Here is a 22,145-nt window from a genome sequence, read left to right as displayed (position 1 = left end):
TTATGCGCTAGTCTTTCACGACCAGCAATAGACCTCTTGCATAACCTGTATCTTTTTAGCTAATCTGCTCTGCATTTGGCTTGCGCCAACATAATGTGTTGTGAAAGCAATTGTTCTTGCTCTTTGCTGAGTTGTTCAAATTGGACCGCTGTGCGGTATTGATTTTCATTATGAAATTGACTGTAAACCACTACCGCATCTAGAACAATGGGCACCATTTTAGGTTTGGTATAGATGACAATTTTCATATGACTTTTTTCTTTAATGCGTTCCTTGGTTTTGAAGGACATTCCGCCAAGACTAATATTTACTTTACGTAAATGAATATTATCACTCATCATAAGATAACGAGCGAGATGATCAATTTTTGCGTTCAATAAATTTAAATAATGAGCTAAGGCTGGTTCTTGTAACGCCAAGGATTGCGTTAGCTCGGAGAGCTCATAATCCAAGCTTTGAAAATATTGTGCGGTTTCAAGATACTTCTTACCGTCTTGACCTAATAATTCTTCGGTGAGCGACTTGTCAGAGTAAAACTCATTATTCTCAATTAGCTTATAATCAAAATAGATTTGATCGTCTATGCGGAAATGTTGACGTCGTTCATGTATTGGCATAATCACTCCATAAAATTCCATTTTATTAAGGAGGTTAGACGTTTAAGATTAACCTTCCGTTTTCCAAATCATCCAATTTGAAGACACTTGGCTATGCCTTTTCTGACAGCCTTCTTATAAATAACTATAGACAGTATTATTAAATTAGTGAAAAAATGAACAAATTCGGATGACTAAGAATAGTGTTCCACGTTAAAGGGAATTGACCAAATTTCGCATTGCTTTCCGACGACATCGGGAAGAAAACCAATCTCTTTAAAGAGTTGTCGCAATAAAACAGCATCATTGATTTTATTATTTACATCCTGCATTAATGACTCAATGTGCTTTCTGATTTCTAATTTGTCGATATACGGTTCAAGAGTATGTACCGTGGCGAGGATATCGTCAGCAATTGCAATTTGTTTAAAGGTAAAGGGATTGAGGAGTTGTCCCTCTAAACCATAGCGACTAGCTTGAAAGCGATTATGAGTATATAGGTAATATAAGTCTTTGGTGATGACCATGGGTTTTTCTTCAATGAGGTAAAGACCAAGTGCTTGGACGTAGGCGGCGAGATTGACTGCTTTGTTCATGGTAAGGGGCGTGTCACAGACCCTAATTTCCACAGAACCATATTCATGTCTTGGTCTAATGTCCCAGTAAAAGTCTTTCATACTCATGATAATCCCTAAGTTTCGCATTTTATAGTAATATTCGGAAAACTCTTCCCAATTGAGCAGATGAGGAATATGGCCACTTTGGGGAAAGGAATTAAAGACGTTCGAGCGTGAAGAAGCAAAACCTGTATCAGCGCCTTGATAAAAAGGGGAAGAGGCAGAGATTGCAATAAAATGTGGTACATATCTGGCAAGGGCGTGGGTCAAGTAAAGCATGTCCTCGGGATTATCACAACCAAAATGAATATGTTGTCCGAAAACAGTGGAGCGTTTGGATAAGTAACGAAACTTGCTTGAAATTCGTTTATACCTTGGAGTTGGAAATATCTTTTGTCGTGTCCATTTTAAATAGGGATGTGTGCCCCCACCACAAATTAAAATATTTAGGGTCTTTGCTTTTTCTTGCAAGAAGGATTGTATTTGTGAGAGCTCTTGCAATAAGCTTTTCGTGGAATAATGAATCGAAGAATTGATTTCAATCATACTCTGAGTGATTTCAGGTTTGATGATGTGTTGATAATTGCTTTCTTTAATGCCACGAATGACGTCCTTTGATCGAGAAATCAAAAAAAATGTTTTCGGATCAATGATTTGAAACTCAAGTTCAATACCAATTGAGCCAAGTTTAGATTTTTTAAAAGGTAATTTCTTCATTCCAATCCTGTGGGTTCATCAAATGTAAGTTGCTCTCAATTTAAGTATAACTGACGGAAGGAGGGTGAGAAGACAATTTAGATAGGTGCTAGCTAAGAGACCCTATTAATGAATGTTTATCCATATTCTGACTATCCAGAAAAATGTCAGATGGGTAGGATAATAAACATAGAAAAAATAAGGTATACGGGGAATCTTTAAGTCTATCTTTGTAGCAAGGAAGATAAATGGCAAGCTCGCTAAAGCCCATTGATTCTCATTAAGCTTCCCCAGAAGTAAATAACAAACCAGGCAGAGGAGAACACGTAAAAGCGTTGGTTTTCGACAAAATAACCAACAACTTATGCAAAACAAGACGCCAACCCAGTTGTATTCCACAAAGGCTCCGCCAATGAAGAAAACAAAAGGCGTCATCATCATCTGCAAGAGACTACGGTTTTCGAAAAAGTAAAAAAGAATGGCCGCAATCAATAATAAAAACATAATATTAAAGGGCCATATGTGATGCAGGTTTTTCATGGCCATGTAGGCAGGGGTTGCCAAAACACCAAAGAGAAATAGGCGTTTGAATGATTTAAAATAAACGCCGTGAGCCAATGTGCCTGGGCGAGCAAGATTATAAGCAAAGATAAACGCAAAAAGAGGCATGGCGATACGGCCTGCACAATAAGCCCCATAAACGTTCGGGTTAAAAAAGAAGCGATTAAAATGATCAATTGTCATTGAGACAACACCTATCCATTTTAAGGCTTCCAGAGAGCCATTGCTAATGCGAATGGCGGGAAGAGTGTTAATACGGTTGGGTTCTACAGAGCTTGTCAAACCTAAAATCCTTGCTATTAGAGTAACTTAATCAATATACGATTTTATAAGTTTAATGACAAAGAATTTAATCAGAGCAAAACCATAGGTATGAATTTTGCTGAATAATCTCATTTCGCAGTTATCTAGTTGCTGTCGCGAAAGAAATGACTGAAATACACCTTCTTTGTAATGACGTCATCCTCCGCGAAAGCGGGGGATCCAGTATTGGCAAGGCTCTTCTGGACCCTCCGTTTTCGCGGAGGGTGACGATAAGTGTGTAAAACTTAATTTCGCGACAGCGACTATCTATCCACAAAATCTGTGGATAACTTTGTGTATTGCTTGCTAATTGTGGGATAATAACTCGGGAAGATAGGAAAAGTTGTATCCTGTCAGGATAATTTTCACTACAATGACTATTTAACAAATTTAGACCAACTATGTTTAAACCACTGGCCCTATTTATTGGATTACGTTATACGCGAGCCAAAAAGCGTAACCACTTTGTTTCTTTCATTTCCTTAAGCTCCATGCTCGGGATTGGTCTTGGGGTTATGGTTTTGATTACTGTGCTTTCAGTCATGAATGGCTTTGATGAAGAAATTCACAAGCGTTTTTTTGGTATGGCTCCGGAAATCACCATCAGTGGGAAAAATGGCAAGATCAGCGATTGGCCCAAATTGGAAAAGGAGCTGCGAACAACTCCTGGGGTTAAGGCAATAGCTCCTTTTGTTGGTGGCCAAGGCTTACTTACTCGTGAAGGGCAAGTTTTACCCATTGTATTGACAGGGGTGGATCCTATTCAGGAGCAAACAGTTAATCATCTTAACGAAAAACTTCTGGCAGGTAGTCTTGGGGATCTGAAAAACTTCGGCATCATCCTGGGTCGTGGTCTGGCTGACAGTTTAGGGGTATTCATGGGCGATAAAGTGACCATCATGATACCTCAGGCAACAGTTACTCCTGCTGGCATGATCCCTCGTTTTAAACGTTTTACGGTCGTGGGTGTCTTTTCTGCTGGTGCAGGCTTCAATTTTGACACCAAACTCGCATTTATCAATTTAAGGGATGCGCAAAAATTAATGCAATTGGGTAATGATGTCACTGGGCTTAAGATGAAAGTTGCCGATATCTACAAAGCACCAGCGATGTCTGATCAACTCGCTATCAAATTAGGTGAAAACTATGAGGTGGGCAATTGGACCCAGCAATTCGGTGCTTTTTTCCAGGCGGTAAAAATGGAAAAGACGATGATGTTTCTCATCTTATTGTTAATCATTGCCGTAGCTGCATTTAATCTGGTGTCATCTTTAGTAATGGTTGTTAATGACAAGCAAGCAGAAATTGCAATTCTGAGAACCATAGGCGCAACTCCGACGAAAATTCTTTGGATATTTATTGTTCAAGGGATGATGGTGGGCATTATTGGGACACTGTTAGGTTTAATCGGAGGATTAATTCTGGCTTCCAATGCAACAACCATTGTGAACAAATTGCAATCCTTTTTCGATACTCAAATTCTGTCTTCCAATATTTATTTTGTGGATTATTTACCCTCCAAAATACTCATCAGTGATTTATGGGAGGTGTGTTTAATGGCCCTATTGATGAGTTTCCTTGCAACGATATATCCAGCGTGGCGGGCATCAAAGACCGTTATCGCGGAGGCTTTACATTATGAGTAATGCGATTTTAAATTGCCAGAATTTGAATAAATCTTACCATGACGGTACCAGTTCAGTAGAGGTATTAAAAGGTATAAATCTTACGATCCAACCTGGGGAGCGTATTGCCATTGTCGGTCCTTCAGGATCAGGCAAGAGCACTTTATTGCACTTACTGGGAGGATTAGATAGACCTAGTGACGGCAAAGTGTTTATGAATAATACTGATTGGCAAAGTTTATCGGAAAAGCAGCGCTGTGTGTTACGTAACCGTCAGTTAGGTTTTGTTTATCAATTTCATCATTTATTACCTGAATTCACTGCATTGGAAAATGTTTCTTTGCCTCTTTTATTGGGACAACGCTCCGTTGAAGAAGCGCAATCTCAGGCGGAAAAAATATTGGATCAAGTCGGACTCTCTAAGAGGTTAGGACACAAACCTTCACAATTATCAGGTGGTGAGCGACAACGAGTTGCTATCGCTAGAGCATTAGTGCATCAACCGCAATGTGTTCTTGCTGATGAGCCGACAGGCAATCTGGATCATGCCACGGCGTTAAAAATTTTTGAGCTCATGCTTAGTTTGAATGAGAGTTTAAATACAGCGGTGATCATTGTAACGCATGATATGCAGTTGGCAGAAAAGATGGATAAGATATTGACCATACAAGATGGGTTGTTATCCAATTAGTGTTGTTGATTTTGCACGACTTTGCAGAATTGCAAATCCTCTACTATCCTTATAGTCCGGCCCTAGAATGCAATCATTCAAGGCCGAACCTTTATTCTTATCTATCATAAGGAGATATTATGAGAAAGGAAATCTTTCAAGGTCGATGGGAAGAAACAAAAGGTAAAATGAAACAATTTTGGGGATGGCTAACGGACGATGATTTAAAACAATTAGAAGGAGATCATCAAGAAATTTATGGCAAGCTACAGAAACATTATGGCTATTCAAAAGAACAAGCCGAAAGGGCTGTAAAAGAATTCCAACGTAAATATTGGCATTAAAAAATCAAGGATTCTGATTACATAATCAGAATCCTTTTTTTGCTTCCTTCTCAAGATAAGTTCTAAGTTGAGCTACCCATAAGTTGTCAATGTAATCAGGCAGTGTTATATCGTGATTGGTTCTGATATTTTTCTTAAGATGATCATGTAAATAGGGATGATAATGATTGAGGTCAGGGACATTTAGGCCAACCTCTTTTGCTTTTTCATCATTAATACGTACTCTTAAGATGTCTCTAAAATAAGTATGCGTTTCAAGATGAGATGTCTCTTCACCAGACATCACTCCACCCTGAAAGGTCAAAGTGCCTTTGCTTGCTTCAGACAAACGAGCGAAATAATTTTTCTTTTTGCCTGCCAGATAGCGCTTTGCATCAACATGATAACCAATTAACAAGGCCACTTTAGCAGAAAAACCTAGATCATAAGCCAGTTTTGCGCCTATCCATTCATGATTAACAATACCTAGATCGGCCATTTTATATTGCGGGGTCTTGGAGGCAAAATGTCCGATATCATGAAATAAGCAAGCAAGAATGACATCGCAATCGTGACCTGACTGCTCAGCAAAATAGGCGCATTGTAGAGCATGTTCACATTGGGATACTTGTTCCCCAATATAATCCATATCTTTCGCTAACGTTAGCCACTGAAAAGCGGTATGAATTTTTTGTTCTATATCCATCATGTCATTATAGGTTGAGTAATGGGGTTGGCGACGTTATAGATGGCAGCGCCTGCAGAATAATCTTTATTGGGATCGCGCTCACAGTCAGGAGGAAATTTTTCACGTTTATCCTGGTAATAAGCTTCTCGTTTACGCCCACCCTCGGAAAATTTATTAAAGGTAATAAAAATCGCTCTACGTGGATGATTGCTGTGGTTAGGTTCAGAATAATGAGGCAGATAAGAGTCAAATAAGATGATGTCTCCACTTTTACACTCAATGGGAGACCACTTCAGGGTAGCCGCAATCTTTTGTTGAATAGAGCCATCTGCTTCTTGAGGAAGGATCCTGGGAGTGTTTGCTCCACCTTGAACAATCTGCAAACAGCCATTTTCTAAAGTGCAATCATCGATCGCGACCATCATCGTAATATGAAATCGTTGATTAAAGCTTATGAAGGCAGGAGCATCTTGATGAGGTTTAAAACCACCGCCTCCAGGGAATTTATAATTGATCTTTTCTTTGAAAATTACGGCTTCTTCACCCATCAAGTCAGACACGAGTTTAAGAGTACGTGGGCCACTGGCAATATCATACATGCCTTTGTGATAATCGATAAAATTTTCCACGCGACAAAGTTGACGTTCTCCCTGAGTGTTTTTCTCATAATATTTCATCCACTTCCCAGGGGTTTCTGGCCAGGCAGTTAATTCATCGCACCAGGATTTCAACTGCTGTTTAACATCCGGATAGAGTAAATCATTGATAATGACAAAACCGTTTTCTTTCCAAAATGCCTTTTGTGCTTTCTTTAATTGGTAGTGCATGATCTCTCCCCTAGAGATGTTTTTTAGCGATAGCAATGTCTAAGTTGTCTGTCATCCTGGGAAGCTGATGACGTGGGATTTCCTCAAGACCCAGAAGATCCTTCACTTCACTTTGGATAACAGATGCTTTTTCTAAACGCTTTGTTAATAACCATCCAAGCAAAAGGGTGCTGGCCAGGATAGCCACTGTTAGATATATACCCAACTTAGCCTGAAAAATGGGTAGAAATACAGTGCCAATAAATGCCCCAAATTTCCCCGCTCCTGCTGCTAACCCATGACCGGTGGCTTTAAATTCCGGGTCATAGAGTTGGGCAGGCAATAAATAAGTGGTTATCCCTGGTCCAAAATTAATAAAAAAATTAAAGAGAATGAACCCTAGGAAAATCAACGTCATACTAGAAGATAGATAACTTACACTGAGGATTGATAGCCCCAGAAATGAAAATAAGAAACCTATTTTCTGTAGTCTCAGCAGAGGGATGGTGTTAACAAAAAATATCACTGCAAATGCACCCAAAGAAACAAAGATATTAACTACCAAGGTGCTCTTTAACACTTCGGTTTGCGCAGTCATAAAGTTAGCTTGACTGGAGAGATTGAAGGCTTGTAGTACATAGGGCGTGAATAAACCTATTCCGTAATAGGATATATCCAATAAAAACCAACAAAAACATAACCCCAAAGTGATTTTCATCATTTTTGGAGAGAAGATATGGCGATAATTATTGAAGATAGTCGTTTTATCTGCATCTGGCTTTAAGTGTTGATGGGCTTTCCATAAAAAGCTTTCTGGCAATTTAGCTCTAAACAGAAGACCAATGATCGCAGGAATTGCTCCGGAAGCAAATATCCATCGCCAAATATCCATATGGGGATGTATCTTAAACAGCAGCCAAGCAACCATAACGCCTATTGGAGAGGCAAGGCAATTTATAAACATGGCCGTCGCGATAAATTGACTGTTTTTTTGTTTGGGAATCATTTCTGCCAAATAAGCAGCACAAATGGGATAGTCGGCACCTACTCCAAATCCTAATAAGAATCGTAAAACACACAGTGATGTGATATTCCAGGCGCATGCAGAAAAAAGAGCGATAAAAACAAAAAAGACCAGGTTTAACATCAACATGCTCTTCCTGCCCATCATGTCAGCCAAACGACCAACAATAATTGCCCCGAAAACTGCACCAAGTGGTGCCGCAGCCTGGGTTAATCCTATCATCAGCGAAGAGGGATGATATAAGGCATTAATAAAGGGTTCAGCGACTGAGGTGATATACAAATCATATCCATCAATAAATAATCCCAAAGCGCAGACTATCCATACATGGATACTTAGTTGTTTATCATATCTTTCGTCCATGAAATCTCTTTTTCAATGGTACTGCAATCATCTTGATTGCGAACTTTTGTTGCTCATGCTTTTTAACATAATCACTGCTCGAAAACAAACGTTGTATTATCAATGCATAGTTGATTGCTAATTTTATCGTATAAGAAAAAATAATTATTGAAATTCGATAATATATTGTTACAATACAATCTCTTTTATTTGCTAAAGGATGTTTATGATGAAAAAAATACAATTTACAAGTCATATGTTCTATCTATTTTTTCGCTCTCTGTGTATTTTTCTACCACTTGTCACAACCTATCTAATTCTGTTCCATTTGCAGGGCATGTTATCCTTGGGATTTTGGAACTCTATTGTCTCTTCCTCTCATATTGAAAATACCTCCGATTTTTCTTTAGTTCATCGCTTGGTGATTTTGGGCATCCATTATCTCCCCCTCACAGTCACAGTGATGATTTGCTACAAATTAGCCAAATTATTTCGCTTATATGAACAGGGAGATTTATTTGAAGATGAGAATATTAAGCTTATCAAGCACATTGGTATCCTTATGCTGATAGGGCAGTTGGTGCAATTGATTTATCAACCGATGATAACAGCAGCTTTGAGTTTCAATAATCCGGTTGGGCACCGCTTTGCCAGCATAACCTTAGGTTCTACCAATGTATCCACCGTGATTACAGCATTAATAATCTTGATTGCTTCCTGGATTATAAAAGAAGCCAATCAGTTGAAGACTGAAGTCAAATTCACTATTTAAAGGAAATGCAATGTCTATTGTTGTAAATTTGGATGTGATGATGGCAAAGCGAAAGTGCCGCTCTAAAGAGTTGGCTGAAGCAATAGGTATTACCGAAGCCAACTTATCTATTCTAAAGAATGGCAAAGCGAAAGCCATCCGACTGACCACACTCGAAGCAATTTGTGCCTATCTGCGATGTCAACCCGGTGATATCCTCGAATACCAAGAGGATAAAGATAGTGTTTTAATGAGGGATAGTGCGTAGACTTACCAGTGGCCAACAGCCAGGAATTTGCGTTATATTGATCATCCTGGATCTAAAAAAGAAAAACAATGAAAAAATGGATAAGGTTTTCATTGCTGGTGGGCATGCTTTTAATGGTTGCTGTGCAACCCGCAGCTGCAGAGTATGTGACACCTACTGCATTTATGGATTTATACTTTGATTTCACAGGTACAGAAGAGCCAGATTTTCCTAAAGGAAAGACGACTATTGCTCAATATTTGCTGCAATCTGAAAAGAAAGACACGGATGTTAATTTGTTTAATGGTCCTTTGATCTTAATATTCGACTCTTCATTCTATATCTACGACCAAAATCGACGGTTGCTTTTTTCAAAATTATTACGCACAAACCGCTCCTCTGGTTTTTTTGAACTCACGGCTGTTTCTCACGTGGGACCAGCGCTGTCTTACCTGGCTAAAATCAAGGAAAATGGCGATCCCTCCTGGAAGTCTGCTATGGCAAATTTATTAAATGACATTAAAAAGGTTAAGGCCTTAAATGCGCAAAAGAATAATAATTGGTTAGATAGAGCGCAGATAAGGCCTTGGCTTCCATATAAGCAAGACATTCAAGCCATGATTGATTATGCGATGTCCATGGCAGGCAATTATATAGTAAAGGTACAAAGAGGAGCTGAGTTTGATTTAGACCATGTCCAGCAAGATTTTCTTCGTGGCAATAAGGATTATCCTATTCCCTATAACTCAGTCATGGTGGGAACATTTATGCTCACAGCGCTTGAGAGCATGATTGAAGTATATGAAGCCGTGAATAAATTACAGTTGGATTGGTCTCATGCTATGGTATTAGTTCGCAATGTAGCTGGTTCAAATGTATCTGCCGGCTTAACAAAAGGAACCGACTGGATGGTCCCTTTTGTGGACGCTCTGTCGCAGCATAAACTTCCTGCTGAACGTCTAATCATCGTTCCTTATGCACAAGTTCGCAATGATATTGGGCAAGATCCTTTATCGGCTGAGAGTTATAAATATTATGTTTATGGTGTATGGGGTAGTATTTATACTCGAACCAGAATAGCCAGAGAAGTTTTCACTGATTTGGAAACCATTTATCTTCCAGGTAGACCGCCTATTCCAGGAGATTATGGTTACACAACAGCAGATAACATCGTCGATTTCATGGTGCGCATTAAGCATTCTCTGGCAGATTCTCGTGAAATGCTGTCGAATTCAGTGGGTTTTTGGTTACCAGGGGAGCTACAAAATAAAAATTGGGATGTCACAAAGATTGACATCCCTGGATTGACTGTGGGTTTTCCTCTTGGGATCAAGGGCTATCCCAAAGTAAACCCAGAAATTGGATCAGCCTCCTAATATTCTGCGTGTCCGGGAGTGCGTGGAAAAGGAATAACATCACGCACGTTATTAACTCCCGTCATATAACTGATAAGGCGTTCTAAACCCAAACCGAATCCTGCATGAGGCACTGTACCATAACGGCGTAGATCTCTGTACCATTGGTAATATTCGCGATCTAAATTGCATTCATCGATGCGCTCGTCAAGTACCTCTAACCGCTCTTCGCGCTGGCTGCCACCAATGATTTCTCCTATCCCTGGGGCTAATACATCCATGGCAGCAACGGTACGACCATCGTCATTGAGTCGCATATAAAAACCTTTAATATCTTTAGGGTAATCAGTAAGAATCACTGGTTTTTTACAAAGTTCCTCTGCCAGATAGCGCTCGTGTTCTGATTGCAAATCAAGGCCCCAACTCACTGGATAGTCGAATTTACGATCGGCTTTCTCAAGAGCAATGATGGCATCAGTGTAAGACATGATTTCGAAATCTGATTCTACAATATGTTCTAGCCGCTCAATAGAGCCGGGAGAAACAAATTGATTGAAAAACGCCATGTCGTCCCCGCGTTCATCAAGTACTATTTTGCAGAGGAAACGTAACATCTCTTGGCTAAGATCGCAGATATCACTTAAAGAAGCAAAGGCTATTTCAGGCTCTACCATCCAGAATTCTGCGAGGTGGCGGCTGGTGTTGGAATTTTCTGCTCGAAACGTTGGGCCGAAGGTATATACCTTTGACATAGCCAAGCAATACGCTTCTACGTTGAGTTGACCAGAAACAGTCAGAAAAGCCTCACGGCCGAAGAAATCTTTAGAGAAGTCGATTTGACCATAAGCTGTCTTTGGTAAGTTCAGCAAATCCAACGTACTGACACGAAACATTTCGCCAGCGCCCTCACAATCACTCGAAGTGATTATTGGCGTATGGATCCAAAAGTAGCCACGCTCATGAAAAAATTGATGTATGGCTTGAGATAAACAATGACGAATACGAGTGACAGCACTGATGGTATTAGTACGTGGACGTAAGTGAGCAACTTCTCTTAAAAATTCCAGGGTATGACGTTTAGCTTGAATGGGGTAGTTATCAGGATGTTCAACCCAGCCCACGACCTCAATAGCATCAGCTTGGATTTCGAAAGATTGCCCCTTCCCTTGAGAAACCACTAGCTTTCCTTGAGCTGTAATCGCACATCCTGTCGTTATTTTTAAAATTTCGCTTGCATAATTTTCTAATTTATCGGTGGCGACGATTTGAATGGGAGCAAAACAAGAGCCGTCATGTAGACTAATAAACGATAAGCCAGTTTTGGAATCTCTTCTGGTTTTTACCCAACCTCTTACCATCACGGCTTCTTCGACACTAATTTCCCCCTCTAAACATTGTTTTACTGTGTAAACCTCTGTCATTATGTACTCCAAGAACGAATATGTGCTGTTTTAGCTTTTAATAGTCTGCTTTGCAACTCTATTTTGAGAACGAACGCAGGAAATAATAAAAATTGGATGATACACTAAATAAAATACATGGGGGAACATATGCTGCGCTTAGTTATAGCAGTTTTTGCAGTCGTTGTATCATTTAATTTGTGGGCAAATGACACAGAGTTAAAGCTTTATCGACCGTTTGGGGAAACGACCCAACAAGCACCAGTTGTGATACAAAAAGAGGTGGCTGGCCAGTGCTGGCAGCAATCGCAATTGCTCAAACGTGAAGATGCTTGGCGATGTACAGCAGAGGGGAAAACGCATGATCCATGTTTCGTGAGAAAATTTGGATCAAATAAAGAGGCCATCTGTCCGCAATCACCATGGACAGGTGATAGTATTAAGATTAACCTAATATCAGCAGTAGATAATAACCAGAATGTTGAATTAAATATGGCTGAGGCCTATCCCTGGGCAATGGAGCTAACCACGGGAGAAAAATGTCAAGCCATCGACGAAGGTGGGACTTATGATGGATTGCCTATCCACTATCAATGCGATAGTCAGACGGTTCTGTTGGGTCAATTGCAACGCTGTAAAACAGAATGGAGTATTTTGCAGAAAAACCCCAGGGGGGTTTCGACGGTTATGGTTGCGCGAGCGTGGTTTTAATTTTTTGTAATAAAAGAAATAATTAGTACTATAATAACTGGTGAAGACAAGTTTTAAGGAGCAAACTATGTTTTCGGCATTCTTTCACTCTTACCTTCTAGCTCAAATAATAGGTTTTTATCTAATTATAATGGCCATTATCATGTTGGCCAGGACACCTTTCTACCGTCGGCTTCTGGTGAATGCGACAGCAGAATATGCCACAATTGTGGTTTTTGCGTCTTTTGGTCTGGTAGTCGGGATCATCATGGTTCTTGTCCATAACTTCTGGATATTCGAGCATCTCCATATTTTGATTGTGACAATCATTGGTTGGTTGATTCTCATTAACTCGATTTTATGGTTGGCTATTCCAGATACCATGGCTGTATACAGTAAACGAGCCTGTGGTGGATGGGGTTATTACGTCATTATTGTTATTATGGCGATTGTCGGAGTTATATTGCTGACTAAAGGGTTTTACCTTTTCGATCCTGATTTTAATTTTTAAAGGAATCCCGGAAAACCTGAGAGTGTTCCGGGAACCATCTATTCTTGCGGACGTGCATCTCTGAACGCAGCTAGTGTGAGGCAATGGTCGTTAATATCATTAATGATAGGGTAGTTTTTCATCGAAAAGCCGAAACGATGCGCATTAAAAACTTGTGGAATGAGACAAATATCTGCTAAGGAAATTTCCGCACCATAGCATACGAGATTTTTATGCGGCAATGCTTGTAACTTGGCTTCTAAAGCATCAAATCCAAGTTTTAACCAATGATGATACCAGTCCGTGACTTGCTGCTCAGTAGCTTGAAATTGTTCGCGTAGACACGTGAGCACACGCAGGTTATTTAGTGGGTGCATATCACATGCTACGGTCAAAGCCATGCTTCTTACCTGAGCGCGACCCAAAGGTGTGGCTGGAAGCAGGGGGGGGGGGGGGCTTATTTCATCTAAATACTCGATGATGGCAAGAGACTGTGTAAGGATATGTCCATTCTCATCAAGGGTGGGTACTAAACCCTGAGGATTAAGTTGCAAATACTCTGGACGATGTTGCTCTCCGTCATGATTGATTAAATGGATAGAAAGTTTTTCATAGCTGATATTTTTCAAATTGAGGGCTATTCGGACACGGTAACATGCTGTTGAACGATAATAGTCGTAGAGCCTCATTTTCTCACCTCATAGCGGGTTACAGTTTGTTCGATAGCTCCAAATAAGGACATTCCTTGGGGAGAGAGCATTTCAATGCGAATGGTGTCCCCATAGGTCATATAAGGTGTTTTTGCTTTGCCATCTGCCAGAATTTCAAGCATACGTTTCTCAGCAATACAAGAGGATCCTTTAGAACGATCAAGATTAGAGACGGTACCAGAGCCAATAATTGTACCAGCTGATAAAAACCTTGTTTTTGCAGCATGCGCAATAAGTTCTGGGAAGGAAAACGTCATGTCCGTGCCAGCATTGGGTTGGCCAAAAAGCTCACCATTTAGATGGCTTAGTAACGGCAAATGCACGCGTTCTCCATCCCAGTATTGTCCTAACTCATCAGGCGTGATTGCAACGGGTGAAAAACTACTGGATGGTTTTGATTGGAAAAAACCAAAGCCTTTAGCAATTTCTGCAGGAATCAAATTGCGTAAAGAAACGTCATTAACCAGTAGAATCAGTTTGATATGTCGCGCCGCTTCCTTGCTACTCACACCCATTGGTACATCATCGGTAATGACCGCAACCTCAGCCTCAAAATCAACGCCATAGGCTTCGTCAGCGACGACGATAGGTTCTCTTGGACCTAGAAACATATCGGATCCGCCTTGATACATTAACGGATCTGTCCAGAAATTTTCTGGCATTTCTGCGCCTCGTGCTTTTCGTACTAATTCCACATGATTGACGTAGGCACTCCCATCTGCCCATTGATAAGCGCGAGGCAAGGGAGAAGCTACTTTGGTTGGTTCGAATGGAAAAGCAGTCTTTAACTGCCCTTTATTAAGAGCAAGGTATGCTTCTTGTAGTTGTGGTTCAACTTCATGCCAATGATCAAGAGCGTCTTGTAACGTTTTGGCAATATGTTCCACTTTGGTGGCTGCCGTTAATCCTTCATTAACAACACACAATTCACCATCACGGCACGTTTCTGATCGTAAGCTCGCTAATTTCATAGTTTTCTCAGTTAGTCTAAAAAATCGAGAGTGTTATCAACTGCTTAATGAGTCTCTTGCAAGGTACCACGCTTAATTTGATCGCGTTCTATTGCTTCAAATAAGGCTTGAAAGTTACCTTCACCAAAACCTTGGTTACCACGACGTTGTATAATTTCAAAAAACACTGGCCCGAATACATTTTCCGTAAAAATCTGCAATAATAAACCAGCGCTTGGATCATGCTCTCCATCAATCAGAATGCGTTCTTGTTGCAGTTTTGCCAGAGGTTCTTTGTGCCAAGGAATACGATTGTCAATCATCTCATAGTAAGTGTCAGGAACGTCAAGGAATTTAACGCCATGTTCTCTTAACCTACGAACAGTTTGATAAATATCTTCCGAATTAAGCGCTATATGCTGGATGCCTTCACCGTGGTATTCATGTAGAAACTCTTCAATTTGGGATAGGTCATCTTTTGATTCATTTAAGGGGATTTTGATCTTGCCACATGGGCTAGAGAGCGCGCGGCTAATCAACCCTGTTATTTGCCCCTTAATATTAAAAAATCTGATTTCATGAAAATTAAAGATTTTTTCATAAAACTCGGCCCATTTATCCATATTGCCTCGATAAACATTGTGCGTGAGGTGATCAATATAAGTGAGCCCACATCCCTTCTCAGCATTTAAAGGTTTGCGTTCCCAATGATTGGCGAAAGGTTGGTGCTCATCAACAAAATAAATCACACTACCACCGATAGCTTGAATGGCAAGTAAGCCATGATCAGCGTGTTTGCAATCCTGAAATGCAACAGCTCCTTGTTTTAGCGCATGTTTATAAGCTTGTTGAGCATCTTTTACTCTAAAACCCATTGCACAAGCTCCAGCTCCATGCGTAGCAGCGTGCTCTGCGGCTTGGCTATCTTTAGTGGCATTGACAATAAACTGAATGGCACCTTGTTGATAAAGTGTAATGTCCTGGTCTCGGTGAGTTGCTGCTATCTGAAAACCCATATCGCTAAATTGTTTTTCTAAAAGAGATTTGTCAGGGGCAGAGAACTCTAGAAATGCAAAACCATCTAATCCACATGGATTCCCACCAGGATGGGTCATTGTGTTTTCATGCATGTGTAACTCCCTTGTTAGTTTTCAGCCAGCAATGCGTGGCTTGATTAAAAAAAGTCCGTCAGCAATCGCCAATAAACTTATATCGACGCGATTATCTTGTTTAATCACTTCATTCAGGCGCCGAATCTCGCGAGTTTGAGCGCTATCATCTTGGTCATTAATGACGTTACCATCCCAGAATATATTATCAATGGCAATCACTCCCTGGGGATGGACTAACTTTAATGCGAATTCATAATAGTTTACATAATTCGTCTTATCCGCATCGATAAAAATAAAATCAAAGGTCTGTGCCTGCCCCTCTTCTATGAGATCGTGTAGAGTGGTTAGGGCTGGACCCAAACGCAATTCTATTTTTTTCTCTTGTTTTGCTTCGCGCCAAAATGGCTGTGCTTTTGATGTCCATTCAGCATTAATATCGCAAGTGATGACTCGCCCATCTTCAGGCAAGGCTAATGCCATTGCTAAAGCGCTATAACCCGTGAATGTCCCTAATTCGAGTACTTTTTTTGCCTTAAGTAAACGAAGCATAAATTGCATGAACTGCGCCTGCTCGGGGGCGATCTGCATGATAGCAAGCGGTAATTTTGCTGTATCCTCACGTAGGGCTAGCAAGATAGGGTCCTCACGTAATGAAATATCAAGCATGTAGTCATACAGTGGTGGGGTCACATTTAAATGCTTTATCATCCATATCATCCAATAAAAAGGAAAGTGCTTATCAAACTGTGTCATCCCCGCGAAGGCGGGGATCAGATTAAAGCCTCATGCCATTTCAGAATGGATTCCCGCCTTCGCGGGAATGACACAGTTTACAGTCTCATAAAAAGTTAGGCCTGTCACGCCAATTTTTCCTGGGCTAACGTATCGGCTATCTCACTAGTAGGACGATTTTCTTTCTGTGACCGAGCAAAAATTTCCAGCATCGAGCTACCAATGCCATTGATCTGTTTAGTGACCTCATCCTCAGGCGTATTAAAATATTTACTTGCCGCAAAAATCAATCCTCCTGCATTAAGCACGTAATCTGGAGCGTAAAGAATGCCTTTCTCATGCAGCGCTGCTCCATGGTAAGTATGGGCAAGCTGGTTATTGGCCGCGCCAGCTACAATTGGGGTTTGCAATTGATTGATGCTAATGTCATTGATGATAGCTCCTAAAGCGCAAGGTGCAAAAACATCACAAGGTATCTTATGAATCATATCTGTTGGAACAGCTGTTGCTCCAAATTCTTTTACAGCGCGTTCAACCGCTATGTCATTTACATCTGCCACAGACAGTTTTGCTCCGAGTTCATGTAAATGACCTGCTAATAAATAACCCACGTGTCCTAAGCCTTGAATGGCTACGTGAAGATTGTCTAAACGGCTTTTCCCTAATTTAAATTCAACCGCTGCCTGTATACCTCGCAAAACGCCTCTGGCAGTATAAGGCGATGGATCGCCATTATGACTAGATAAGCTTGCTACATGAGGGGTATGTTGAGCGATGATGTCCATGTCACTTAATTGCGTTCCGCTATCTAATGCGGTGATGTAACGACCACCTAGTTCTTCAACAAAGCGGCCAAAGGCGTGAAGATAGGCATTGCGATCATAAGGTACGGTGGGTTTTATAATTACTGCTTTGCCACCACCAAGGGGTAAATTCACTGAAGCTGCTTTATAGCTCATCCCCCGTGCAAGTCGCATGGCATCATAAATGGCACTGGCTGTGTTGGGATATTCAATAAAGCGGCAACCACCAAGCGCTGGCCCAAGCTTGGTGCTATGAATAGCAATAATAGCCTTCATCCCAGTTTCAGTGTCCACTTTAAAATGTAGATCCCCGAATCCGTGAGAAAGAGCATAATCAAGAAAATCTTCTTGAACCATAGTATTCATTTCACTTTTTGTTATTGTATCAACAGACATCATCCGGAAAGCTCCAAGAAATTCTCGTGCACATGTTATAGACTCATTCAGCAAGTAAATCAATGGCAGTGACCCTCACATTTATAGTCTATACCTTTTTTTGCGCAGTATTAGTTAAAAATGATTTTTATTTAAACATAAAGTGCTCGTAGATTGTACTGCTTGAACTTTTCAGAGGACAAATGAGTACAAGTTAGGAATGGAGCCAAAACAAATTGGAAGCATGCAAATGCTTAGTGTAAGATGACTCAAAACCCCCTGGGAGGATCAGAATGAAGAAATGGGCTGCGATATCTCTACTAACATTACATGGATCATTGGCAACAGCCGCAATACCTGTTCCGCCAGAAATGGTACTTGATAAAGTGATGTTTCAGATGTCTGCAAAACAGTGGGTGAGTACAAAAACAGCATTGTTAACTGTGAATGTTAACGCGACTTTGACCAGTGCTGACCTGGTAAAAGCTCGTGCTGACATCATGGCCATGCTTAATAAAATTGCACCAGGAGATTGGCATTTGACGCAGTTTGATCGCTCACAGGATAGTTCCGGTTTGGAAAAATTGTTTGTTGCAGCTGAAGCCAGGGTCCCACAGGAAAGTTTGACCAATATCTATCAGAATGCCAAGAATGTGAGTAAACCTGGTGCCACCTATACGATTAATGGTGTGGAATTTAAGCCGAGTCTTGAAGAAGTACAGCAGGTGAAGCAGCAGTTAAGAGAGCGTTTATATCAGCAAGTTAACCAAGAGATCGCCAGGATTAATAAAGTGTATACTAATCAAAATTACAGCGTTAGCAATATCTTATTTTTTGAAGGAGATACCCCTCCTGTGCCGATGGCTAAAGCTTACCAAGCTCGTGAAATGAATGTTATGGCATTAAGCGCTGCTGCCCCTGCACCAACCCTCACGGTCAGTAATGAATTAACGATGACTGCTATGGTTGAGTTAGCTTCTAATCGTCAAGGGAGTAATAATGCAGTGGCAACTCAATGAAAAAATAATTGGTCATAGAGGGGCTTCCGCCTACGCTCCTGAGAATACCCTGGCAGCATTTAATGAAGCCCTGGCTTTAGGTTGTCATTATCTCGAGTTTGATGTCATGATGAGTGTGGATGGTGAGCCCTTCATTTTCCATGATGATAACCTTAAGCGCACGACAAATGGTCAAGGTGAAGTCGGATTGGTCACTGCCGAATACTTGCGATCCCTCGATGCCGGTCGTTGGTTTTCTCGTCGCTATCAAGGTGAGAAAATACCGCATTTTCGTGAAGTCTTGGAATGGCTAACGTTTTCTAATATGCAGGCAAATATTGAAATTAAACCCTATCCAAGTACCACAGAGCAGACTACCGTAGCAGTACTCTCCCATATTAATCGTTATTGGCCACAAAATAAGCCCTTGCCTTTAGTTTCCAGTTTTGATCTTGCGGCATTAAGGTTATGCCGTGATCTTGCTCCCGAAATGCCCTTAGGTTTGCTGCTTGATAAGTGGGATGAGGATTGGTTGCAAAAAGCCAAAGAATTGCAATGCTATTCCGTACACTATAATAAACGCGCTATAACTGCGGCCCGGGTGAAAGACATCAAAGAGCAAGGTTATGCACTATTCGTTTATACCGTTAATCGGAAGCGGCAGGCCAAAAAATTTTTTGAATGGGGGGTGGATGCTGTGTTTAGTGATTACCCCGATTTATTAGTATGAAGAAGTCTATTCTTGGTCTTATTCTTCTCTTTAGTTTCCAGACCCTACAAGCGAAGGCAGTTGAAATTATTATGTGGCATTCACTTGCTGGACACCTGGGAGCTGAAATCAGACAATTGGTTGCAACGTTCAATAGCAGACAAAACGAATACATCATCAAGCTTGTTTATAAAGGTGAATACACGGAGGCCATTACCAGTTTTGCTGCAGCTTTTCGTGCCAAGAAAGCCCCGGCCATCATGCAAATTTTTGAGGTAGGGACAACAATCATGCTTTATCCGCAAGGGATTATCAAACCTGTGGATGATCTAATGAAGGAGCAAGGGTTAGCTTTACCTGAAGACAGCTTTCTTCCTGCTCTTCGTTCTTTTTATAGCCAGAATAACCGTCTTGTAGCCATGCCTTTTAACACATCTATTCCTGTTATTTATTACAATGCGGATATTTTGGCTAAAGTTGGCTATCATCAAGAGACATTTCCACGTACTTGGCAGGAAATGGAGGTGCTAGCAGAAAAGTTAAAACAGGCTGGGTTCCTTTGTACCTATACGACAGCCTATCCTGCTTGGGTGCAGATTGAGTCATTTTCGGCTATTCATGGTTTGCCAATGATTGATCCTCAACGCGCTGTTGCAACCTATAATAACAAAGCCATTGTTAAGCATCTTGAACGGTTAAAATCCTGGCAAAAGAAACATTATTTTGAATATGGGGGCCGTACCAGTGATGCTACTGTGTTATTTACCAGTGGACGCTGTGCCTTGTTTAGTCAATCTTCTGGCGCTTATAACAGTCTTTCCGAACTGGTTAAATTCAAAGTAGGGGTGGCTAGCTTACCGTTGGATACCTCGGTAACCTCAGTTCGCCACAACAATGTAGCTGGTGGAGCAGCTCTTTGGGCAGTAGCGGGTCAAAGTCCAGAAATTTACCGGGGAATTGCACTGTTTTTCGCCTATCTTGCCCAAGCTCAAACACAACAGTCATGGCACCAACATACAGGTTATTTGCCATTAGGGATTACGGGGGATTACGCTTTATTGGGGCGTGAAAGCAGACACCCCATTCTAAGACTGGCTAGATCCGATTTAGGCCAGCCACAAGCCGCAAATACAAAACATCATGCTGGACCACAAAATTTGATCAGAGCAATTAACGATGAGGCGTTGGAAGCTATCTTTGCGGGAATGAAGACGCCCAGACAAGCCATTGATGAGGCCGTGACTCGTGCCAATTACACGTTACTTCGGTTTGCTCGTAATGCGAAGCAGATTTCTTCGGTAATTTCAACAAATGTAGCCCGGGTGAAACGAAGTGAAACCAGGGTTTCGGTCCTTCAGACCTCCACCCAGGCTTGTATCTTTAAAAAGTGGGCAGAAAAGCTTAATCTCAAGGGCACTTGGGATGGGAGAAGAGATCTTGTACCCAGGCAAGGCATAAAGCCTGATGTGTAGATTAGGACCTTCTCCCCACTTATCAATCGACCGAACAGTATCTTAGGCCGCTCTCATCAAAGTAAGCCTGTATTTGCAAGCTTGGTCAACGATAAATAACCCCAAGTATTTTTACAGCCATTGGAGATTAACATGAGTGCATATGAATTTGTAGGTATTGATATTGCCAAGGATAAATTTGATAGTGCTCTAAGCATCGATAATCGCTATAAACATGCTGTCTTCTCAAATTCAAAGAAAGGCTATGAAGATTTCCTTAAATGGCTTAATCAATATGCATCATCTCCTTGGGTGTGCATGGAAGCAACAGGTCATTATAGTGAGGGACTTGCTGATTTCTTAGTGGAGAAAGGTGTTCGCGTCAGTGTTGTAAATCCCTTCCAGGTTAAGAGTTTTGCTAAAGCCTGCCTAGCCCGTAATAAAAATGATACGATTGACGCTAAAATCACCGCTCAATTTTGTCAACGAATGAAACCACGCATTTATCAATCCAGCTCTGCAGAGCAAAAGGAAATCAAAGAATTAACCAAAGTATTGGATATGTTGAAAGTTCAGGTTATTCAATTAACAAACCAACTGCATAGTATTAGAGGTCGTGCGGCACAGAAAAGCTTAAAGAAAATGATAGAAAAACGTAAGCAAGAAATAAAAGCGATTCAACAACAAATTGATGAGTTAATTAGCAATAATCAACAATTTCAAGAAAAATTGGACTTGTTACTTTCTATCAAAGGCATAGGCAAACTCACTGCTTATTATGTGCTGGCACGAATGCCTGATATCCAGTGCTTTCAAACAGCCAAACAATTTGCCGCCTATATAGGTATCACCCCCAAACAACATCAATCCGGCTCTCTCATTGGCAAAACAACTCTCTCAAGACTCGGAGATAGTCGATTAAGAAAGGCTCTTTACATGGCTGCTTTAGTCGCCAAACGCTACAATAAAGCTTTGGATGGCTTTGTCAAAAGACTCCAATGCAATGGAAAAACTCCAAAAACTATAATTTGTGCCGTGATGCGTAAATTGGCTCATATCATTTTTGGAGTCCTAAAAAATAAGCAACCTTTTAACGAAAATTTAGGTTGCTTTTGAAGACA

The 22,145-nt window shown here is 40.8% G+C and carries 24 protein-coding genes; 12 read left to right on the top strand and 12 right to left on the bottom strand.

Annotation, left to right across the window (positions count from 1 at the left end):
- Positions 1-59: 59 nt before the first annotated feature.
- From CKV79_RS09205 to CKV79_RS09195, 3 genes are all read right to left on the bottom strand, one after another.
- Entirely contained in the window at positions 60-617 is a 558-nt protein-coding gene (locus CKV79_RS09205; protein WP_028373966.1) for a PilZ domain-containing protein, read from the bottom strand.
- Between the two features lie 173 nt (positions 618-790).
- Positions 791-1,930: a YbdK family carboxylate-amine ligase gene (locus CKV79_RS09200; RefSeq protein WP_028373967.1), complete on the bottom strand. Its 1,140-nt coding sequence runs from the start codon at positions 1,928-1,930 to the stop codon at positions 791-793.
- A gap of 105 nt (positions 1,931-2,035) precedes the next feature.
- Entirely contained in the window at positions 2,036-2,752 is a 717-nt protein-coding gene (locus tag CKV79_RS09195; protein WP_035915971.1) for a TraX family protein, read from the bottom strand.
- A gap of 422 nt (positions 2,753-3,174) precedes the next feature.
- Here CKV79_RS09195 and CKV79_RS09190 point away from each other — a divergent pair, with 422 nt between their 5' ends.
- The 3 genes from CKV79_RS09190 (at position 3,175) to CKV79_RS09180 (ending at position 5,412) form a co-directional block, all read left to right on the top strand.
- A complete protein-coding gene (locus CKV79_RS09190) occupies positions 3,175-4,419 on the top strand; it encodes a lipoprotein-releasing ABC transporter permease subunit (protein ID WP_028373969.1) in 1,245 nt (414 codons plus the stop codon).
- Entirely contained in the window at positions 4,412-5,089 is a 678-nt protein-coding gene (gene lolD / locus CKV79_RS09185; RefSeq protein WP_028373970.1) for a lipoprotein-releasing ABC transporter ATP-binding protein LolD, read from the top strand. The genes CKV79_RS09190 and lolD overlap by 8 nt, the downstream gene beginning before the upstream one ends.
- 119 nt (positions 5,090-5,208) lie before the next feature.
- Positions 5,209-5,412, top strand: coding sequence for a CsbD family protein (locus CKV79_RS09180; protein WP_028373971.1), 204 nt, complete (start codon positions 5,209-5,211; stop codon positions 5,410-5,412).
- A 25-nt stretch (positions 5,413-5,437) separates the two neighbouring features.
- Here CKV79_RS09180 and CKV79_RS09175 read toward each other — a convergent pair whose 3' ends face one another.
- From CKV79_RS09175 to CKV79_RS09165, 3 genes are read right to left on the bottom strand one after another with little or no spacing between them, the layout of a single operon-like run.
- A complete protein-coding gene (locus tag CKV79_RS09175) occupies positions 5,438-6,100 on the bottom strand; it encodes an HD domain-containing protein (RefSeq protein WP_028373972.1) in 663 nt (220 codons plus the stop codon).
- Positions 6,097-6,906 carry a phytanoyl-CoA dioxygenase family protein gene (locus CKV79_RS09170; RefSeq protein ID WP_028373973.1) on the bottom strand — a complete coding sequence of 270 codons (810 nt, stop codon included), beginning with the start codon at positions 6,904-6,906 and terminating at the stop codon, positions 6,097-6,099. Before CKV79_RS09170 ends, CKV79_RS09175 begins: the two co-directional genes overlap by 4 nt.
- 10 nt (positions 6,907-6,916) lie before the next feature.
- On the bottom strand, positions 6,917-8,272 hold the full coding sequence (locus CKV79_RS09165) for an MFS transporter (protein WP_081778112.1): 1,356 nt from the start codon (positions 8,270-8,272) through the stop codon (positions 6,917-6,919).
- A gap of 205 nt (positions 8,273-8,477) precedes the next feature.
- Here CKV79_RS09165 and CKV79_RS09155 point away from each other — a divergent pair, with 205 nt between their 5' ends.
- From CKV79_RS09155 to CKV79_RS09145, 3 genes are all read left to right on the top strand, one after another.
- Positions 8,478-9,023, top strand: a complete 546-nt coding sequence (locus tag CKV79_RS09155) for a DUF2975 domain-containing protein (RefSeq protein ID WP_231950084.1) — start codon at positions 8,478-8,480, stop codon at positions 9,021-9,023.
- 10 nt (positions 9,024-9,033) lie between these two features.
- Positions 9,034-9,270 carry a helix-turn-helix domain-containing protein gene (locus CKV79_RS09150; protein ID WP_028373975.1) on the top strand — a complete coding sequence of 79 codons (237 nt, stop codon included), beginning with the start codon at positions 9,034-9,036 and terminating at the stop codon, positions 9,268-9,270.
- Positions 9,271-9,338: 68 nt separating this feature from the next.
- Positions 9,339-10,625: a DUF5624 domain-containing protein gene (locus CKV79_RS09145; protein ID WP_028373976.1), complete on the top strand. Its 1,287-nt coding sequence runs from the start codon at positions 9,339-9,341 to the stop codon at positions 10,623-10,625.
- Here CKV79_RS09145 and asnS read toward each other — a convergent pair.
- The gene (asnS, locus tag CKV79_RS09140) at positions 10,622-12,025 is read right to left on the bottom strand and encodes an asparagine--tRNA ligase (protein WP_028373977.1); all 1,404 of its coding nucleotides are present in this window, start codon (positions 12,023-12,025) and stop codon (positions 10,622-10,624) included. The genes CKV79_RS09145 and asnS overlap by 4 nt on opposite strands.
- Positions 12,026-12,154: 129 nt before the next feature.
- Between asnS and CKV79_RS09135 the strand changes: the two genes are divergently transcribed.
- Together CKV79_RS09135 and CKV79_RS09130 are read left to right on the top strand one after the other, a co-directional pair.
- The gene (locus CKV79_RS09135; protein ID WP_028373978.1) at positions 12,155-12,715 is read left to right on the top strand and encodes a hypothetical protein; all 561 of its coding nucleotides are present in this window, start codon (positions 12,155-12,157) and stop codon (positions 12,713-12,715) included.
- 67 nt (positions 12,716-12,782) lie between these two features.
- On the top strand, positions 12,783-13,205 hold the full coding sequence (locus tag CKV79_RS09130) for a hypothetical protein (protein WP_028373979.1): 423 nt from the start codon (positions 12,783-12,785) through the stop codon (positions 13,203-13,205).
- Positions 13,206-13,243: 38 nt separating this feature from the next.
- Here the strand turns inward: CKV79_RS09130 and maiA are convergent, their stop codons facing one another.
- The 5 genes from maiA to CKV79_RS09105 all read right to left on the bottom strand — a co-directional run bounded on the left by maiA (position 13,244) and on the right by CKV79_RS09105 (position 17,890).
- Positions 13,244-13,873 carry a maleylacetoacetate isomerase gene (maiA, locus tag CKV79_RS09125; protein WP_028373980.1) on the bottom strand — a complete coding sequence of 210 codons (630 nt, stop codon included), beginning with the start codon at positions 13,871-13,873 and terminating at the stop codon, positions 13,244-13,246.
- Entirely contained in the window at positions 13,870-14,865 is a 996-nt protein-coding gene (locus CKV79_RS09120) for a fumarylacetoacetate hydrolase family protein (protein ID WP_028373981.1), read from the bottom strand. The genes maiA and CKV79_RS09120 overlap by 4 nt, the downstream gene beginning before the upstream one ends.
- Before the next feature lie 44 nt (positions 14,866-14,909).
- On the bottom strand, positions 14,910-15,974 hold the full coding sequence (gene hppD / locus CKV79_RS09115) for a 4-hydroxyphenylpyruvate dioxygenase (protein ID WP_028373982.1): 1,065 nt from the start codon (positions 15,972-15,974) through the stop codon (positions 14,910-14,912).
- 21 nt (positions 15,975-15,995) lie between these two features.
- Positions 15,996-16,661 carry a class I SAM-dependent methyltransferase gene (locus tag CKV79_RS09110; protein ID WP_028373983.1) on the bottom strand — a complete coding sequence of 222 codons (666 nt, stop codon included), beginning with the start codon at positions 16,659-16,661 and terminating at the stop codon, positions 15,996-15,998.
- Positions 16,662-16,813: 152 nt separating this feature from the next.
- On the bottom strand, positions 16,814-17,890 hold the full coding sequence (locus tag CKV79_RS09105; protein WP_028373984.1) for a Leu/Phe/Val dehydrogenase: 1,077 nt from the start codon (positions 17,888-17,890) through the stop codon (positions 16,814-16,816).
- A 269-nt stretch (positions 17,891-18,159) separates the two neighbouring features.
- Between CKV79_RS09105 and CKV79_RS09100 the strand changes: the two genes are divergently transcribed.
- From CKV79_RS09100 to CKV79_RS09085, 4 genes are all read left to right on the top strand, one after another.
- Complete coding sequence (locus CKV79_RS09100; RefSeq protein WP_028373985.1) at positions 18,160-18,885, top strand: hypothetical protein; 726 nt, start codon at positions 18,160-18,162, stop codon at positions 18,883-18,885.
- Complete coding sequence (ugpQ, locus tag CKV79_RS09095; protein WP_028373986.1) at positions 18,866-19,594, top strand: glycerophosphodiester phosphodiesterase; 729 nt, start codon at positions 18,866-18,868, stop codon at positions 19,592-19,594. The genes CKV79_RS09100 and ugpQ overlap by 20 nt, the downstream gene beginning before the upstream one ends.
- Entirely contained in the window at positions 19,591-21,045 is a 1,455-nt protein-coding gene (locus tag CKV79_RS09090) for an extracellular solute-binding protein (RefSeq protein ID WP_095141778.1), read from the top strand. The genes ugpQ and CKV79_RS09090 overlap by 4 nt, the downstream gene beginning before the upstream one ends.
- A gap of 132 nt (positions 21,046-21,177) precedes the next feature.
- On the top strand, positions 21,178-22,140 hold the full coding sequence (locus CKV79_RS09085; protein ID WP_095141776.1) for an IS110 family RNA-guided transposase: 963 nt from the start codon (positions 21,178-21,180) through the stop codon (positions 22,138-22,140).
- Positions 22,141-22,145: the final 5 nt, after the last annotated feature.

It is taken from the genome of Legionella lansingensis, assembly GCF_900187355.1.
Taxonomy (GTDB): domain Bacteria; phylum Pseudomonadota; class Gammaproteobacteria; order Legionellales; family Legionellaceae; genus Tatlockia; species Tatlockia lansingensis.
The sequence above is the reverse complement of the archived record's forward strand: the minus strand, read 5'-3'. Positions and strand labels throughout refer to the sequence as shown.